General features: G+C 73.1%; 15 protein-coding genes. 9 read left to right on the top strand and 6 right to left on the bottom strand.

The features are described from left to right. Positions 1 to 2: 2 nt before the first annotated feature. Positions 3 to 905, bottom strand: a complete 903-nt coding sequence (locus HDA41_RS12655) for an NAD(P)-dependent oxidoreductase (protein WP_184983500.1) — start codon at positions 903 to 905, stop codon at positions 3 to 5. A 104-nt stretch (positions 906 to 1,009) separates the two neighbouring features. Between HDA41_RS12655 and HDA41_RS12650 the strand changes: the two genes are divergently transcribed. Continuing rightward, positions 1,010 to 1,402: a winged helix-turn-helix transcriptional regulator gene (locus tag HDA41_RS12650; RefSeq protein ID WP_184983498.1), complete on the top strand. Its 393-nt coding sequence runs from the start codon at positions 1,010 to 1,012 to the stop codon at positions 1,400 to 1,402. Here the strand turns inward: HDA41_RS12650 and HDA41_RS12645 are convergent. Together HDA41_RS12645 and HDA41_RS12640 are read right to left on the bottom strand one after the other, a co-directional pair. Further along, complete coding sequence (locus HDA41_RS12645) at positions 1,340 to 2,026, bottom strand: class F sortase (protein WP_184983496.1); 687 nt, start codon at positions 2,024 to 2,026, stop codon at positions 1,340 to 1,342. The two genes, HDA41_RS12650 and HDA41_RS12645, sit on opposite strands and share 63 nt — an antisense overlap. 245 nt (positions 2,027 to 2,271) lie before the next feature. Beyond that, complete coding sequence (locus tag HDA41_RS12640; RefSeq protein WP_184983494.1) at positions 2,272 to 2,793, bottom strand: GVDTG sorting domain-containing protein; 522 nt, start codon at positions 2,791 to 2,793, stop codon at positions 2,272 to 2,274. Positions 2,794 to 3,064: 271 nt separating this feature from the next. Here HDA41_RS12640 and HDA41_RS12635 point away from each other — a divergent pair, with 271 nt between their 5' ends. After that, a complete protein-coding gene (locus tag HDA41_RS12635) occupies positions 3,065 to 3,682 on the top strand; it encodes an NADPH-dependent FMN reductase (protein WP_230299379.1) in 618 nt (205 codons plus the stop codon). A 30-nt stretch (positions 3,683 to 3,712) separates the two neighbouring features. On the opposite strand, the gene HDA41_RS12630 is transcribed toward HDA41_RS12635, so the two are convergent. Continuing rightward, on the bottom strand, positions 3,713 to 4,129 hold the full coding sequence (locus tag HDA41_RS12630) for a gamma-glutamylcyclotransferase family protein (RefSeq protein ID WP_184983490.1): 417 nt from the start codon (positions 4,127 to 4,129) through the stop codon (positions 3,713 to 3,715). Between the two features lie 139 nt (positions 4,130 to 4,268). Here HDA41_RS12630 and HDA41_RS12625 point away from each other — a divergent pair, with 139 nt between their 5' ends. Continuing rightward, positions 4,269 to 5,915, top strand: coding sequence for a M4 family metallopeptidase (locus tag HDA41_RS12625; protein WP_184983488.1), 1,647 nt, complete (start codon positions 4,269 to 4,271; stop codon positions 5,913 to 5,915). 18 nt (positions 5,916 to 5,933) lie between these two features. On the opposite strand, the gene HDA41_RS12620 is transcribed toward HDA41_RS12625, so the two are convergent. After that, complete coding sequence (locus HDA41_RS12620) at positions 5,934 to 8,147, bottom strand: molybdopterin oxidoreductase family protein (RefSeq protein WP_184983486.1); 2,214 nt, start codon at positions 8,145 to 8,147, stop codon at positions 5,934 to 5,936. A 337-nt stretch (positions 8,148 to 8,484) separates the two neighbouring features. On the opposite strand from HDA41_RS12620, the gene HDA41_RS12615 reads away from it, so the two are divergent. Genes HDA41_RS12615 through HDA41_RS12605 form a run of 3 tightly spaced genes read left to right on the top strand, consistent with a single transcriptional unit; the run spans position 8,485 to position 12,059 of the window. Further along, the gene (locus HDA41_RS12615; protein ID WP_184983484.1) at positions 8,485 to 10,005 is read left to right on the top strand and encodes an amino acid adenylation domain-containing protein; all 1,521 of its coding nucleotides are present in this window, start codon (positions 8,485 to 8,487) and stop codon (positions 10,003 to 10,005) included. Beyond that, positions 10,002 to 11,270 (top strand): FNR domain-containing protein, encoded by a 1,269-nt coding sequence (locus HDA41_RS12610; RefSeq protein WP_184983482.1) that lies wholly within the window; start codon positions 10,002 to 10,004, stop codon positions 11,268 to 11,270. The genes HDA41_RS12615 and HDA41_RS12610 overlap by 4 nt, the downstream gene beginning before the upstream one ends. A gap of 21 nt (positions 11,271 to 11,291) precedes the next feature. Continuing rightward, the gene (locus tag HDA41_RS12605; RefSeq protein ID WP_184983479.1) at positions 11,292 to 12,059 is read left to right on the top strand and encodes an enoyl-CoA hydratase-related protein; all 768 of its coding nucleotides are present in this window, start codon (positions 11,292 to 11,294) and stop codon (positions 12,057 to 12,059) included. Between the two features lie 2 nt (positions 12,060 to 12,061). Here HDA41_RS12605 and HDA41_RS12600 read toward each other — a convergent pair whose 3' ends face one another. Further along, positions 12,062 to 12,814 carry a SanA/YdcF family protein gene (locus HDA41_RS12600; RefSeq protein WP_184983477.1) on the bottom strand — a complete coding sequence of 251 codons (753 nt, stop codon included), beginning with the start codon at positions 12,812 to 12,814 and terminating at the stop codon, positions 12,062 to 12,064. Positions 12,815 to 13,029: 215 nt separating this feature from the next. On the opposite strand from HDA41_RS12600, the gene HDA41_RS12595 reads away from it, so the two are divergent. The 3 genes from HDA41_RS12595 (at position 13,030) to HDA41_RS12585 (ending at position 16,630) form a co-directional block, all read left to right on the top strand. Continuing rightward, positions 13,030 to 13,803 carry a sirohydrochlorin chelatase gene (locus tag HDA41_RS12595; RefSeq protein ID WP_184983476.1) on the top strand — a complete coding sequence of 258 codons (774 nt, stop codon included), beginning with the start codon at positions 13,030 to 13,032 and terminating at the stop codon, positions 13,801 to 13,803. A gap of 116 nt (positions 13,804 to 13,919) precedes the next feature. After that, on the top strand, positions 13,920 to 15,197 hold the full coding sequence (locus HDA41_RS12590; RefSeq protein ID WP_184983474.1) for a deoxyguanosinetriphosphate triphosphohydrolase: 1,278 nt from the start codon (positions 13,920 to 13,922) through the stop codon (positions 15,195 to 15,197). Positions 15,198 to 15,364: 167 nt separating this feature from the next. Next, positions 15,365 to 16,630: an NAD(P)/FAD-dependent oxidoreductase gene (locus HDA41_RS12585; RefSeq protein ID WP_184983472.1), complete on the top strand. Its 1,266-nt coding sequence runs from the start codon at positions 15,365 to 15,367 to the stop codon at positions 16,628 to 16,630. Positions 16,631 to 16,642: the final 12 nt, after the last annotated feature.

The raw sequence follows: 16,642 nt of genomic DNA, 5'->3' as shown, positions 1-16,642 counted from the left end.
GTCTAGGAGGACGCCCCCGCCCGCAGGTCCAGCAGCTCGATGATCCCCGTACCGTCCTCGTCGCCGTGCCCCTGGGCGAGGCACCGCTCCATCAGCGCCATGTACGGCGTCAGCAGCTCCGGGCTCACCCGCTGCTCCCCGGCCGTGCGTAGCAGCGTGGCGTTGCCCGCGACCTGCATGGCGAGATTGGAGACGACGTTCCTGGTGTAGTCGCCGCTCTGAAGCTGGTCGGCGGTCTGGTGCACGGCAGGGGCCATCGCGGTCAGCCAGTCCACGAGCAGCGGCGCGAAGTCCTTCGGGGCGATGTCCTCCGGGCGGATCAGCGCGAAGGCGTGCGTGACACCCGCGAACATGCCGTTCATCGCGCTGAGCAGTGCCACGTCGTGCAGCGCGGCGAAACCCGGGTCGGCTCCGACGTAGCGGGTGCCGGCCGGGACGGCGAGGGTGTCCCGGTGCTCGTCGAACAGCTCGGGGGAGCCGCTGTAGAAGACGTACCCGCCGGACTCCGGGGCCCCGATCATCGGCGGGACGGCCATGATCCCGCCGTCCAGGAAGCGGGCGCCGCGCGCTGCGGCCCAGGCGGCGCGGCTGCGGCCCTCGCCGGGCGTGCCCGTGGTGAGGTTCACCAGGTCCCGCCCCGCGAGATCCGCCCCGTCGAGGGTCTCGCCCACCGAGGCGTCGTCGAGCAGGCAGGCGACCACGAGCCGGTTCGCGGCCACCGCCTCGGCGGCGGTCCGGGCGACGGTGGCGCCCTCGGCGGCGAGGGGTTCGGCGCGGGAGGGAGTGCGGTTCCAGACGGTCACCGGGTGTCCGGCGGCGAGCCAGGCGCGGGCCAGGGCGGTGCCCATGTCACCGGTGCCGAGGAGGGTGAGAGGGGTATGGGGGCCAACTGCGTTGTCAGTCATGGAGTTTAGGCTCGTCCGAGGGGAGCGCCTGCTCAAGTACGCACTTCGAAGTGGGCGGTTACCCCGGGGGAAGGATCCAGGCAGCGGAAGGGGAGGGCTCGGGCATGGGGACGACAGGGCGGCGGCCGGGGGCGTACGTGTGCGGGATCGACGCGGCGATGGACGTGATCGGCGGCAAGTGGAAGGTGCTGATCCTCTGGGCGCTGAACGAGCGGCCGTGCCGCTTCGGCGAGCTGCGCCGCGAGCTGCCGGGGATCACCGAGAAGGTGCTGGCCTCGCACCTGCGGGAGATGGAGGCCGACGGGCTGGTGCACCGCGAGGCGTACGACGAGGTGCCGCCCCGTGTGGAGTACTCCCTGACGCCCCGGGGCGTGTCCCTGAACGAGGCACTGGAACCGCTGGGGGCCTGGGGGAGGGCCAACGTCCTGGGAGGGTCACCGGCTGCCGGTCAGGTGCGCGAAGACCACGACGTTCCCCTGGTACCCGGTGCCGCGTGAGTAGCCGCCGCCGCAGGTGATGACGCGCAGCTCGGGGCGGCGGGCGGCGCCGTAGACCTTCGCGTCGGGGAAGTCCTTCGCCGCGTACACCTCGACGGCGTCCACGGTGAACACCGCGACGCTGCCGTCCCGCCGGTCCACCTCGATCGTGCTGCCCTTGGTCAGGGCGCCCAGATCGTAGAAGACCGCGGGGCCGGCGGCGTTGTCGACGTGGCCGGCGACGATCGCGGTGCCCCGCTCGCCGGGCGTGGTGCCGGACTCGTACCAGCCGGCGAGGTTCCTCCGCGCGGCCGGCGGTACGTCGAGGCTGCCGGTCCTCGTCAGACCGAGCCCGGTCAGCGGCGCGTTCACCCCGATCGCCGGGATGCGGACGCGGTCGGGCGGCGAGGGCGGCAGCGCGGGCACGGCGGGCCGCTCACCGGCCCTGCCGTCCTGTCCGGCCCTGCCGTCCTGCCCGTCCTGCCCGGCGCGGGCCTGTGCGGCGGAGGGCTGCGGCGGGGCGTGCGTCTCGGCGCCGTTGCGCAGCAGCCACACCCCGGAGCACAGGGCGAACACGGTGACGGCCGCCATCGCGGCGTCGGCCGGGTTGCCGAACCTGTAGCCGTACCTGGGGAACCCGCGCATGGCCGACCCTTTCCTGATCCCCGAAACTCCGACAGCCGTGCGGTTTCCGCATCCCCGAATCCCCGACAGCCGCCCGGTTTCCGCATCCCCGAATCCCCGACAGCCGTCCGGCTTCCGCCTCCCGGCCCCAGACCGCCTGGCCCGGAGGCGGGTCCGCCCCGTACCCCCCTCCGGGCCGCGAGGGGCGTCGGACCCGGAGGGGGAGGGGAGATGCGGTACCGGCGACGGACAGCGGAGGGTGTCCGTCAGATCCCGTCGCCTCTCGCCCGGCGATGCAGGAGCCAGGTACCGCCCGCGGCGGCGACGGCGAGGGCCGCCACACCGGCCGCGGTCTGCACGGGATCGGGGCCCAGGGCGCCGCCGACCCCCGTCTTCACACTCCCTCTGGGGTGGACCTGCCGGTCCCCGGGCGTCAGCGTGACCACCAGGTCACCGGTGATCCGCCGGCCGCTCCCGGTGCACGTCGCCGTGATCTCGTACGTCCCCGGCTGCGCGCTCGGCGGCACCTTGAAGCGCCCGGTCGCGTCCTGCTCGTGCGGGCCCGGCGCGAGGCTGAGGGAACCGGCCCCGACCGCGCTGGCGTCACCCGTCGCCGTGCCGCCGTCGCCGCAGGCCGCCGTGCGCACCGTGACCTGTCCGCCCGGGACGACCGAGGACGGGGACACCTCCACGTCACCGGCGGGCGCGCCGTACGCGGGGGCGGCGGCGAGGGCCGCGGCGGCGACGGCGAGCGCGGTACCGGTCAGCGGCCGGGCGGTACGTCGCATCGGTGCTCCTCCGGGCTGTTCGTTCGTGCACCTGCCCTTCCGAGGTAACGGGCAGCGGGGCGACCGCGCTTTCTGAGGGGGCATCAGAATTGGGGTGAATGGGTGTCAGGGCGGGGCGGACCGGCGGCTCGTCGTGGGTGTTTGGGCAGGTCAAGGGCGTTCGGCGGGCGGGGCGCGGAAAAGCGCGGGACGCGCGTGTGAACGGGTGACCCGGGTGCCGCACCTCCTGGGGCTTGACCTCAAGAAAGGTTGAGGTATGAGGCTGTGCCGCATGAACACAGCCACTGTGAACGCACCCGCCGCTGCCCCGCCCGCGACCGAGCCCCTCCGGGTGACCCTCGTCGTCGGCAGCAACCGCCACGGCCGCTTCGGCCCGGTCATCGCCGGCTGGCTCCTCGACCGCTTCCGGGACCGGGACGACCTGGCCGCCGAGGTCGTGGACATCGCCGACGTCGATCTGCCGATGTCCTTCGAACCGACCCCCGAGGCGACCGCCGCGCTGTCCGGCGTCACCCCGAAGCTGGCCCGCGCGGACGCCTTCGTGGTCCTCACCCCCGAGTACAACCACTCCTTCCCCGCGGGCCTGAAGAACCTCGTCGACTGGCACTTCGCCGAGTGGCAGGCCAAACCCGTCGCCCTCGTCTCCTACGGCGGAGTGTCCGGCGGCCTGCGCGCATCGGAGCACCTCCGCCAGGTCTTCGCCGAGCTCCACGCCGTGACGGTCCGCGACACCGTCTCCTTCCACAACGCCGGCGCGTCCTTCGACGACGCGGGCGTCCTGCGCGACCCGTCCGGCCCGGACGCGGCGGCCAAGACCATGCTGGACCAACTGGTGTGGTGGGGCCGGGCCTTGCGCGAGGCCAGGACGAAGCAGCCGTACGCGGGCTGAGCTCCCGACCTCACCCCTGCCCGCGGCCTCTCACTCCCGCGCCCGCCAGTCCCCGCCCGCGATCGGCCTCCCCCGGGACCGCAGCCGTGCGGCGACGGCGGGCGCGGCGACATACACCCAGGCCCGGACAGCCGCCCCGTCCGCGTCGCGTACGACCTTCCGCTCGACGCGTTCGTACAGACTGCGCGGGTCGCCCGGCACGTAGTCCTCCAGCCGGTCCAGCTCGGCGAGCAGCTCCGCGTACGCCTCCGGGTGCGCGGTCACCAGCTCCCCGCGCACGACCCCGCCGCCCGGCTCCTCGACCGCGTAGGGGTAGCCCGGCCCCTCGTACAGCACCGTGCCCGGGAGCCGCCCCGGCACCTCGAAGCGGGTGCGGCCGCGCAGGAAGAGGTCGTGGTTGACCTCACCGGGGCGGAGGGTGCCGTAGACGAAAAAGGGGAGGGTCACAGGAACGATTCTCCACCCTCACACTCCTGCACAGCGGGCCTATGGACATGACATGTCCGGCCCGACTTGACTCGCGGTCAACATCAACACCGCACCCGGTCGACCCCACGCGACCGGGTGCGCCCGTATGAGGAGACCGATGAGCCGGATACGTCACGTCCGAGGGTCCCGTCCCGTCATCGCAGGGGTGGCCGTCACCGGCACCGCCGCCCTGCTGGCCGCCGCGCTCTCACCCACCGCCCTGGCGGAGGACCGGCCGACCCGGTCCGACGCGATCGAGAGCGCCGGGACGGTCCTCGCCGACCGGGCCGCGGAACTGGGCCTCACCCCGGCCCAGGAGACCAAGGTCCGGGACGTCGTCGTCGACGGGGACGGCACCCGGCACGTCCGCTACGACCGCACGTACCGCGGACTGTCCGTCCTGGGCGGTGACTTCGTGCTCCACCTGAACCCGGACGGCACCTACCGCGGCGCGAGCCGCGCGACGAAGTCCGCGCTCTCCCTCAAGAGCGTCACCCCGAAGGTGACCGCCCCCAAGGCCGCCGACCTCGCCGCGAGCCTGCTGCGCGCCGCGCATCTCGGCGAGACCCTGAAGAAGCTGACCGCCAAGCCGCGGCTGGTCGTCGACGCCCTGCACGGCGCCCCGAAGCTGGCCTGGCAGACCGACGCGGTGGCGCACGACGGCCTCGGCAACCCGGTCGGGCGCACGGTGCTGACCGACGCGACGACCGGCGACCGAATCGACGCCTGGGACACCCTGGAGTCGGCGTCCGGCGACGGCAAGTCCCTCTACGGCGGCACGGTTCCGCTGGAGACGACGCGGTCCGGCTCGTCGTACCGGCTGAAGGACGCGACGCGGGGCGGCACGTACACGGGCGACGCGGCGAACAAGACGGACCAGTGCCTGCTGACCATCTGCCTGACCCGCGCCCCCGCGACGGTCTTCTCGGACGCCGACAACCACTGGGCCACGGGCACGGACTCCGACCGTGCGACGGTGGCGGTGGACGCCCAGTACGGCACGGACGTCACCTGGGACTACTTCAAGAACCTGCACGGCCGCAACGGCATCGCCGGCGACGGCAAGGGCTCGTACAACCGCGTCCACTACGGCAAGGACTACAACAACGCCTTCTGGGACGACAACTGCTTCTGCATGACGTACGGCGACGGCGACGGCAAGCAGCTCGGACCACTGGTGTCGCTGGACGTGGCCGGGCATGAGATGTCCCACGGCGTGACGTCGAAGACGGCGGCGCTGACGTACTCGGGCGAGTCCGGCGGTCTGAACGAGGCCACGTCGGACATCTTCGGCACGCTGGTGGAGTTCTACGCGGACAACGCCGAGGACCCCGGTGACTGGCTCATCGGCGAGAAGGTCGTCCGCTCCGGGCTCGGCCGGGAGGCCCTGCGCCGCATGGACGAGCCGTCGAAGGACGGGAAGTCCGCCGACTGCTGGAGCGAGGGGCTGGCCGACCTCGACGTGCACTACTCCTCGGGCGTCGGCAACCACTTCGCCTACCTGCTCGCCGAGGGCAGCGGCGCCAGGACGATCAACGGCGTCAGCCACAACTCCCCGACCTGCGACGGCTCCACGGTGAAGGGCATCGGCCGAGCCGGGCTGGGCAAGATCTGGTACCGCGCCCTGACGGTCTACATGACGTCCTCGACGGACTACGCGGCCGCCCGTACGGCGACCCTGAGCGCGGCGAAGGACCTCTACGGCAGCGGCAGCACGGAGCAGAAGGCCGTGGCGGCGGCCTGGAGCGCGGTCAACGTGAAATGAGCCGCGCCAGTACGCAACTCAGGGTCGCACCGTCTCCAGCCGTACCGCGCACGCCTTGAACTCCGGCATCCGGGAGGTCGGGTCGAGCGCGGGGTTGGTGAGGGAGTTGGCGCGGCCCTCGCCCGGCCAGTGGAACGGCATGAAGACCGTGTCGGGGCGGATGGCGTCCGTGATCCGGGCGGGCGCCACGGCCCGGCCCCGCCGGGACACCACGGCCACCGGATCGCCCTCGGCCGCCCCGAGCCGGGCCGCGAGCCGCGGATGCAGCTCCACGAACGGTCCGGGCGCGGCGGCGTTCAGCTCCGCCACCCGCCGGGTCTGCGCCCCGGACTGGTACTGCGCCACGACCCGCCCGGTGGTGAGCAGCACGGGGTACTCGTCATCCGGTTCCTCGGCGATGGCCCGGTGCGAGACGGGGACGAAGCGGGCGCGCCCGTCGGGGGTGGCGAAACGGTCGAGGAAGAGGCGCGGGGTGCCGGGGTGGACACGGCCCGCCGTGTCTCCCGTGGAGGCAGGCGTGTCTCCCGTGGAGGCCGGGCGGCCCGCCGCGCTCCCTTGCGCGCCAGGGCCGCCCGCCCCGTCCTGGGACCCCGCCCCGTCCTGGGACCCCGCCGGGTCCTCGGGCTCCGCCGCCGGACACGGCCAGAACACCCCGTTCTCCTCCACCAGCCTGCGGTACGTGATCCCCGAGTAGTCCGCGGGGCCGCCCGCGCTCGCCCGGCGGAGTTCCTCGAAGATCTCCTCCGGGTCGGTCGGGAACCCCTTCTCCACGCCCAGGCGCGCGGCCAGCTCGTGCATGACCTCGAGGTCGCTGCGGATGCCCGCTGGCGGGGTGATGGCCTGGCGCCGCAGCAGTACGCGGCCCTCCAGGCTGGTCGTCGTGCCCGTCTCCTCGGCCCACTGCGTGACCGGCAGGACGACGTCAGCGAGCGCCGCCGTCTCCGACAGGACCACGTCACACACGGCAAGGAAGTCGAGGGACTTGATGCGCTCCTCGACGTGCGCGGCACGCGGCGCCGACACCACCGGGTTGGACGCCATCAGCAGCAGGGACTTGATGTCGGTGCCCAGCGCGTCCAGCAACTCGTACGCACTGCGGCCCGGGCCGGGCAGGCTGTCCGGGTCCACGCCCCACACGTCGGCGACATGCCGCCGCGCCGCCGGGTCGTCGAGCTTGCGGTAGCCCGGCAACTGGTCGGCCTTCTGGCCGTGTTCGCGGCCGCCCTGCCCGTTGCCCTGCCCGGTCAGGCAGCCGTACCCGGACAGCGGGCGCCCTGCCCGGCCGGTCGCCAGGCACAGGTTGATCCACGCGCCCACCGTGTCGGTGCCCTTGGACTGCTGCTCGGGCCCGCGTGCCGTGAGCACCATCGCCGACTCGGGCTCGCAGAACAGCCGTACCGTCTCCCGCAGTTCGGGGACGGACACCCCCGTGATCCGCTCCACGTACTCCGGCCAGTGCGCCATCGCGGCGGCCCTGGCGTCCTCCCAGCCCACGGTCCGCTCCCGGACGTACTGTTCGTCCACCCGCCCCTCGGCGATCACCAGGTGCAGCAGGCCCAGGGCGAGCGCCAGGTCCGTGCCCGGCCGGGGCGCCAGGTGCAGGTCCGCCTGCTCGGCGGTCTTCGTGCGGCGCGGGTCGATGACGATCAGCGTGCCGCCGTTCTCCTTCAGCTCGGTGAGGAAACGCAGGGACGGCGGCATGGTCTCCGCGAGGTTCGACCCGACCAGGATCACGCAGCCGGTCTTCGGAATGTCCTCCAGCGGGAACGGCAGCCCGCGGTCCAGACCGAAGGCCTTGATACCGGCCGCCGCCGCCGACGACATGCAGAAACGGCCGTTGTAGTCGATCTGGGACGTGCCGAGTACGACCCGCGCGAACTTGCCGAGCGTGTACGCCTTCTCGTTCGTCAGACCGCCCCCGCCGAACACCCCGACCGCGTCCGGCCCGTACTCCGCGCGCGTGCGGCGCAGCCCCTCGGCGATCCGGTCCAGCGCCTCGTCCCAGGAGGCCGGCACCAGCGTGCCGCCCTCGCGCACCAGCGGCGAGGTCAGCCGCACGTTCGAGGCCAGCACCGCCGGGGCCGTACGGCCCTTGCCGCACAGCGCGCCCCGGTTCACCGGGAAGTCCGTACGCTCGCTCACCTCGACGGTCCCGTCCGGGGCGGGCGTCAGGTTCATCCCGCACTGCAGGGCGCAGTACGGGCAGTGCGTGGGCGTGGCGGTGGTCTGCATACCGTTCAGCGTGCTTCGGCCGTGTTACGCCCGGGACGGTTCCCTGTTACGCGGCAGGGACGGCAACCTCCCCGCCGCCGCCGCGCCCGCGTGAGGCACGCACAGGCCGACCCGCGTGAGGCACACGCCTGCCCACCTTCAGGTCGCCGCCGACCGCCACGGACGTTGCCCATGTGATGAAAAACGCCACATGTGGCTCATTACTCTCCTTTCTTGGCTGATCCGACCTCGTTGAGAGTTGAATCAGCGCCACTACGCTCTCGCTACGCGCAGCGCTCGCACGACTCCGTACGGCGTTCGACTCCCACACTCGAAACAGCCAGGAGGCCAACCGATCATGCCTCTGCGCCATCTGACCCCCCAGGACCGAGAGCTGTTCCGGCGATACGGCCGGGGCCCCACCGTCCCCGTCCCCGACCCGCTCCTGCACCACGCCGTCGCCCGGCACGCCGCGGCCACCCCGCACGCCGTGGCCGCCGAGCACCAGGGCGCGCACCTCACCTACGGCGAGCTCGACCGGTACGCCGACGCCCTCGCCGCCCGCCTCGTCCGCGAGGGCGTACGCCCCGGCGACCACGTCGGCCTGTTCGTCCGCCGCTCGATCCCGATGCTCGTCGGCCTGCTCGGCATCCTGAAGGCCGGCGCCGCCTACGTCCCGCAGGACATCGGCCTCGCACCCCCGGCCCAGCTCACCCACGTCATCCGCACCGCCCGGACCCGGGTCGTCCTCACGCTCGCCGAACACGCCCACCGCGTGCCGCTGCCGGACGGCCACCTGCTGCTCGCGCTCGACGAGCCGCTGCCGTACGCCCCGGCCCCGCGCCCGCGCGTCACCGGCGACGACGGCGCTTACGTCCTGTTCACCTCCGGCACCACCGGCCGCCCCAACGGCGTGAAGGTCACCCACCGCAACGTCGCCAACATCCTGCTCACCGAGCCGGGCGGCCTCGGCATCCGGCCCGGCGACCGGGTCGCCCAGCTCCTCAACATCGCCTTCGACATGGCCGCCTGGGAGATCCTCGGCTGCCTCGCCCACGGCGGCACCCTCGTCATCCGCGGCAAGGACATCGCCGCGGCGGCCCGCACCGCCGACGTGCTCATCGCCACGCCGACCGTGCTGTCCGGCCTCGACCCCGCCGCGTGCCCGCGCGTGCGCACGGTCGCCGTCGCGGGGGAGCCCTGCCCGCGCCCGCTGGCCGACCGCTGGGCCCGGCAGGCCGTCTTCCACAACTGCTGCGGCCCGACGGAGACCACGATCGTCAACACGATGAGCCGCCACGACCCGGCCGCCCCGCTGCTCACCATCGGCCGCCCCACCCCCAACAACACGGTCTACGTCCTCGACGCCGACCGGCGCCCCCTGCCCGTCGGCGAGGCCGGTGAGATGTGGGCGGGCGGCGACTGCGTCTCCGCGGGCTACCTCGGCGACGACGCCCTCAACGCCGAGCGCTACGCCCCCGATCCCTTCCTCGGCGGCGGCCGCCGTATGTTCCGCACCCGGGACCTCGGCCGCTGGACCCCCGACGGTGAGCTGGAGCACCTCGGCCGCACCGACGACCAGGTCAAGGTGCGCGGCTTCCGCGTCGAGCTGGACTCCGTCTCCTCCGTCCTGGAGACGGCCGCCGGATGCGCCCGCGCCGTCACCCTGAAGCGCGACGCCCGCACCCTGGTGTCCTTCGTCTGCCCGGCCGACGTCGACCCGGACACCGCCCGCCGCGCGGTCGCGGACGCCCTGCCCTACTACTGCGTCCCCGAGCAGGTCCTGCCCCTGGCGTTCCTCCCCGAGACCGACCGCGGCAAGGTCGACAAACAGGCCCTGCTGGGAATGCTGGAAGAGCGCCTGGCGGTGGCCCGATGACCACGTCCCCCGCCCGGACCCACCAGGACACGGGCGAGCTCCCGCCGCTCCTGCCCGCCCTGCGCCGCCTGCTCAAACACCCCCGCCTGATGCACTACAACCGCCTCGCGGCCCTGGTCCTCCTGGCCAACGCGGCGTTCCTCTGGGCCGCCGGCCCCCTGGCCACACCGACCCTGGGGCACGCGGCCCTCGCCAACCTCGCCCTCGCCGTCCTCGTACGCCAGCAGTACGTCATCAACCTGCTGTTCCGGCTGGCGACCTCGGCCCCGGTGAGCTGGCCGCTGAAGGTCCGCTGGACGCTCGGCAAGGTGTACCACTTCGGCGGGCTGCACGTGGGCGGGGCGCTGGCCGGGGCGGCCTGGTTCCTGGCCCTGACGGTCGCGGTGACCCGCGCCGGGACGGACCTGCCGCTGATCACGGTGAGCTGGACCCTGGTGGCCCTCCTCGCCCTGATCGTCGCCACCGCCCTGCCACCCTTCCGCTCCCGCCACCACGACCACTTCGAGAAGATCCACCGCTTCGGCGGCTGGAGCGCGCTCGCGCTCTTGTGGACCCACACCCTGCTGTCCGGCCAGGGACCGGTGCCGCTCGCGGTCCTCGCCGTCGTCACGTTCAGCGTGGCCCTGCCCTGGCTGCGGCTGCGCAAGGTGGACGTCCGCACCGAACGCCCCTCCCCGCACGTGGCACTGGCCCACTTCGACTACGGCGAGACCCCCTTCGCCGGCTCCTCCACCGCGATCAGCCGCAACCCGCTGAAGGAGTGGCACTCCTTCGCCAACGTCCCCGCCCCCGGCCGCTCCGGATTCCGGCTCACCATCTCCCGCGCCGGTGACTGGACCGGCTCCTTCATCGACGACCAGCCCCCGCGCGTGTGGGTGAAGGGCATCACCACGGCCGGAGTCGCCAACATCGAGGTCCTGTTCCGGAAGGTGGTCTACGTCGCGACCGGCAGCGGCATCGGCCCCTGCCTGCCCCACCTGCTCGCCGCCGAGGTCCCCTCGCGCCTGGTCTGGGCCACCCGCGACCCCCGCGCCACCTACGGAGACGCCCTCGTCGACGAGATCCTCGCCGTCCAGCCGCACGCCCTGGTCTGGGACACCTCACAGCACGGCAAGCCCGACATGGTCCGCCTCGCCCACGCCGCGTACCGCGAGTTCGGTGCGGAGGCGGTCATCTGCATCTCCAACAAGCGGCTGACCTGGCAGGTGGTGCACGGCCTGGAACGGCGCGGCGTTCCGGCGTACGGCGCGATCTGGGACTCGTGACCCACCTTCCAGGGAGGGAAGATGAACCACCTGAAAGTCGAACGGGACGGCCGCGTGGTGACCGTCCGCCTGCACCGCCCGCACGCCCTGAACGCCCTGAGCTCCGAGCTGCTCGCCGAACTCCTCGGCCTTCTCGGCCCGTTGGACCACGACCCGGAAGTGGGCTGCTTCGTCGTCACCGGCTCGGAGAAGGTCTTCGCGGCCGGTGCGGACATCAGGGAGATGGCGGGCAAGTCGGCCGTGGGCATGATGTCCGAGGACTACTTCGCGGCCTGGGAGGACTTCGCGGACCTGCGCACCCCGAAGATCGCCGCCGTGAACGGCTACGCGCTCGGCGGCGGCTGTGAGCTGGCCATGATGTGCGACCTGGTCGTCGCGGGCGAGTCGGCCCTCTTCGGCCAGCCGGAGGTCAGGCTGGGCGTGATACCCGGCATCGGCGGCACCCAGCGGCTGACCCGTCTGGTGGGCCGGGCCAAGGCCATGGACCTGGTGCTCACCGGCCGCACGATGGACGCCCGGGAGGCCGAGCGCTGCGGCTTGGTCTCCCGAGTGGTCCCCGACGACCGGGTCCTCGCCGAGGCCCTGGAAGCGGCGGCGGCCATCGCCTCGTACGGCCGTACGGCGGTCAGGGCGGCCCGCGAGTGCGTCGACCGGGCCCTGGAGACCGGCCTGCGGGACGGCCTCCGCTTCGAACGGCGGGTGTTCCACGCCCTGTTCGCCACCGACGACCAGAAGGAGGGGATGACGGCGTTCCTGGAGAAGCGCCCTCCGCGCTTCCACGGACGCTGACGTCACGGGCCGGCCGGGGGTGGGAGCGCACCGACCGCGCTCCCGCCCCCGGCGGACGGCCCGATCCGCTGTCCGGCCGTGGCCAGCGCCCGCTCCACACCCGGCTCCCGGGGCCCGAGGAACCGGGGATCCGGCCGGAACACCGCGTCCAGAGCCGCCTTCCCGGCGGCGAGGATCTCCCGCGCACCCCCGTAGTACCAGGTCGCGTCATGCACGGCGTCCACTCCCACCCCGTACGACTCGACCCCCGCCGCCTGACACAGGGCCACCGCCCGGCGGATGTGGAAGCCCTGGCTGATCAGCACGGCCTCGTCCACCCCGAAGATCTTCTTCGCGCGCACGCAGGAGTCCCAGGTGTCGAACCCCGCGTAGTCGCTGACGATCCGCCCGTCGGGCACCCCGTGCCGCGTCAGATACACCCGCATCGCGTCCGGCTCGTCGTAGTCCTCGCGGCTGTTGTCCCCGGTGACGAGCACCACCTCGACCCGCCCCTCCCGGTACAGCCCGGCCGCCGCGTCCAGCCGGTGCGCGAGGTACGGCGACGGCTCCCCGGCCCACAGCCCGGCACCGAACACCACGGCCACATCGGTCCGCGGCACGTCCGCCGCCGTCCGAAGCCGGTCACCCGCGGCCACGTACATCCAGGTCGCCGGAAGCAGGGCGAGCACGCACCCGGCCATCACGGCCTGCACCAGCCGCCGCTGCCCTCGCCGGGTACGCGGCAGCCGCGGTCTGCGGAACGTCACAAGACGCATCGGACGGTCCCTCCCCAGGTCGGCCCCTCGACAGTCAGGGACGCCCGCTCGGGCCGTCCGGTTCATCCGGGTACGTGTGACCAGCTTCACTCGTTACACGGAAACCGCAGGTCAAGTGGCCTCACATCCCCACTGTCCCGCATCGTGAACCGCCGGAAAACACCCGTGACGCCCACGCAACGGGACGGCAACGTGCGGCGGCGACCATGGACGGCATGCCCAGCCAGCTCAGCCTCGTCCCGCCGCCCGCCACGCGCCGCCCGGCCTCGCCCGCCCTCGTGGTCGTGGCGCACGGCAGCCGCGACCCCCGTGCGCTGAGCACCGTACGCGCGCTCCTGGACCGCGTCCGAGCGCTGCGCCCCGACGTGCCGGTGCACCTCGGGCACATCGAACTGAACGCCCCCCTGCTCCCCGACACGCTCGCCGCCCTGGGAGACACGGAGGCGGTCCTGGTGCCCCTCCTCCTCAGCCGCGGCTACCACGTCAAGCAGGACATCCCCGAGATGGCCGCGGCCTCCCCGGCCCGCACCCACGTGGCGGCGCCCCTGGGCCCGCACCCCCTCCTGGTGGACGCCCTCCAGGCCCGCCTGGAAGAGGCGGGATGGGGCGGCACGCCCCGCCGCACCAGCGCGGTCGTACTCGCCGCGGCCGGCTCCCGCGACCCGGAGGCGAAGACGGACACCACCCGCACGGCCCACCTCCTCGCGGCCCGCCTGGGCGTCCCGGTCCTCCCGGCCTACGCCTCGGCGGCGACCCCCACGGTCGAGACGGCCGTCCGCGCCCTCCTCGCCGGCGGCCGCCGCCACATAGCCCTGGCCTCCTACTTCACGGCCCCCGGCCGCTTCGCCACGGAGTGCGCCCAGGCGGCCCCCTGGATAGCGGCGGCCCCCCTGGGCACCCACCCGTCCATGGCCCACCTCCTCCTCCACCGCTACGACGAGGCCTTGGCGGCGGCCTCGACTGCTGTACCGGAATTGGCATCGGCTTGAAACGCGGGGTACTGCACTGACCTCAGGGGCGCGGGGAACTGCGCGACCAGCCCCGATCAACCCGCACCCGCCCGAAATCAGAGCCCGGCAGACGCCCAGGCGCATACTGTCGGCACATGGACGGCACCTCACAACACCCCCCGGCCTACGACCCGACGTCAGTCGACCGCTGGGCCCCGGAACCAGACAAACGCCCCGGCCGCACCGCCTTCCAACGCGACCGAGCCCGAGTCCTGCACAGCGCCGCCCTGAGAAGACTCGCCGGCAAAACCCAAGTGGTCACGCCCGGCACCATGGGCCCGGCCTGGGACGCCAGCCCCCGCACCCGCCTCACCCACTCCCTCGAATGCGCCCAGGTCGGCCGCGAACTGGGCGCGGCCCTCGGCTGTGACCCGGACCTCGTGGAAGCCGCCTGCCTCTCCCACGACCTCGGCCACCCGCCCTTCGGCCACAACGGCGAACAGGCCCTCAACGAGTTCGCGGCGGACTGCGGCGGCTTCGAGGGCAACGCCCAGTCCCTCAGACTCCTCACCCGCATCGAGCCCAAACGGTTCACCCCCGAAGGCTCCGTCGGCCTCAACCTCACCCGCGCCGCCCTCGACGCCGCCACCAAGTACCCCTGGCCCCGCGGCGCCCACCCCACCGACCCGGCGTCGAACAAGTTCGGTGTCTACGACGACGACCGCCCCGTCTTCGACTGGGTCCGCAAGGACGCCCCCGGCACCCGCACCTGCTTCGAGGCGCAGGTCATGGACTGGTCCGACGACGTGGCCTACTCGGTGCACGACGTGGAGGACGGCCTGCACGCCGGCCACATCGACCCGAACTGCCTGCACGCGGAACCCGAACGGCAGGACATCTTCCAGGTCGCACGCGGCCGGTACGTACCGGCGGACACCGACCCGGCCGAACTCGCCGAGGCCCTGGACCGGCTCCTCGCCCAGGAGTGGTGGCCGCGCGGCTACGACGGCACCGCCGCCGCCCAGGCCCGGCTGAAGGACGCCACCAGCCAGCTCATCGGCCGCTTCTGCCTGGCCGCCGAGAGTGCGACCCGCACCGCGTACGGCACCGGACGGCTCACCCGGTACGCCGCCGAGCTGGTCGTCCCGCGCGGAACCCGGATGGAGTGCGCCGTCCTCAAGGCCGTCGCCGACCTCTACGTCATGCAGCGCGCCGAGCAGGAACGCCTGCGCGCCGACCAGCGCGTCGTCGTCGCCGAACTGGCCGAGGCGCTCACCGCCCGCGCCCCGGACGGCCTGGACCCGCAGTTCCGCGCCCTGTTCGACCAGGCACCGGACGACCGGGCCCGCAAGCGGGTGATCGTCGACCAGATCTCCTCCCTCACCGACACCTCGGCCCGTTCGCTTCACGCCCGTCTGACAGGACGCGCATGAGACTGACGGGAGAAGAGACGGGAAACAGGAGACAACACCCGGGAAGCAGGGGACCACAGCACGCACGACGGTGACCCTCCGTGGCCTGATCGGGTCACTCCCTCTTCCCGCATCACGCTCCGTGCGGGACGCTCGCAAGTGGCGACATCCTTACGAGGAGGCATCACGTGGTCGACGCGGATCAGACATTCGTCATCGTCGGAGGCGGACTCGCCGGCGCCAAGGCGGCCGAGACGCTCCGGACGGAGGGCTTCACCGGCCGCGTGATACTGATCTGCGACGAACGTGACCACCCCTACGAGCGCCCGCCGCTGTCCAAGGGCTACCTCCTCGGCAAGGAGGAACGCGACAGCGTCTTCGTACACGAGCCCGCCTGGTACGCGGCGCACGACATCGAGTTGCACCTCGGCCAGACCGTCGACGCGATCGACCGTACGGCGAAGACGGTCCGCTTCGGCGACGACGGCACCGTCGTCCGCTACGACAAACTGCTCCTGGCGACCGGCGCCGAGCCCCGCCGCCTCGACATCCCGGGTACGGGCCTGGCCGGTGTCCACCACCTGCGCCGCCTCGCGCACGCCGAGCGGCTCAAGCACGTGCTGACCAACCTCGGGCGGGACAACGGCCACCTCGTGATCGCGGGCGCCGGCTGGATCGGCCTGGAGGTCGCGGCGGCGGCCCGCGAGTACGGCGCGGAGGTCACCGTGATCCACCGCGGGCCGACCCCGCTGCACTCGGTCCTCGGCCCCGAGCTCGGCCAGCTCTTCGCCGACCTGCACCGCGACCACGGCGTCCGCTTCCACTTCGGCGCCCGGCTCATCGAGATCGTCGGCCAGGACGGCATGGTCCTCGCGGCCCGCACGGACGACGGCGAGGAACACCCGGCGCACGACGTCCTGGCCGCGATCGGCGCCGCCCCCCGGGCCGCTCTCGCGGAGGCGGCCGGGCTGGAGATCGCCGGCCCGGCGCAGGGCGGCGGCGTCGTGGTCGACGAGCGGCTGCGCACCTCCGACCCCGACATCTACGCGGCCGGCGACGTGGCCTCCTTCCGCCACACCCTCTTCGAGACCAGCCTGCGGGTGGAGCACTGGGCCAACGCGCTGAACGGCGGGCCGGCTGCCGCCCGCTGCATGCTCGGCCGCGACGTGACGTACGACCGTCTGCCCTACTTCTTCTCCGACCAGTACGACCTCGGCATGGAGTACACCGGCTGGGCGCCGCCGGGGACGTACGACCAGGTGGTGATCCGGGGGGACGCGAGCCGGCGCGAGTTCATCGCTTTCTGGGTGAAGGAGGGCCGGGTGCTGGCCGGGATGAACGTGAACGTGTGGGACGTCACAGACAAGATCCAGCGGCTGATCCGCTCGAAGGCCCGGGTGAACCCGGAGGCGCTGGCGGACCCCCGCGCTCCGCTGGACAGCCTCGCCTCGTAGCCGTCAGCGGTG

This window comes from Streptomyces caelestis, assembly GCF_014205255.1.
In the GTDB taxonomy this organism is placed as follows: domain Bacteria; phylum Actinomycetota; class Actinomycetes; order Streptomycetales; family Streptomycetaceae; genus Streptomyces; species Streptomyces caelestis.
Note: the sequence above shows the minus strand (reverse complement) of the source record. Positions and strands in the feature narration are given on the sequence as shown.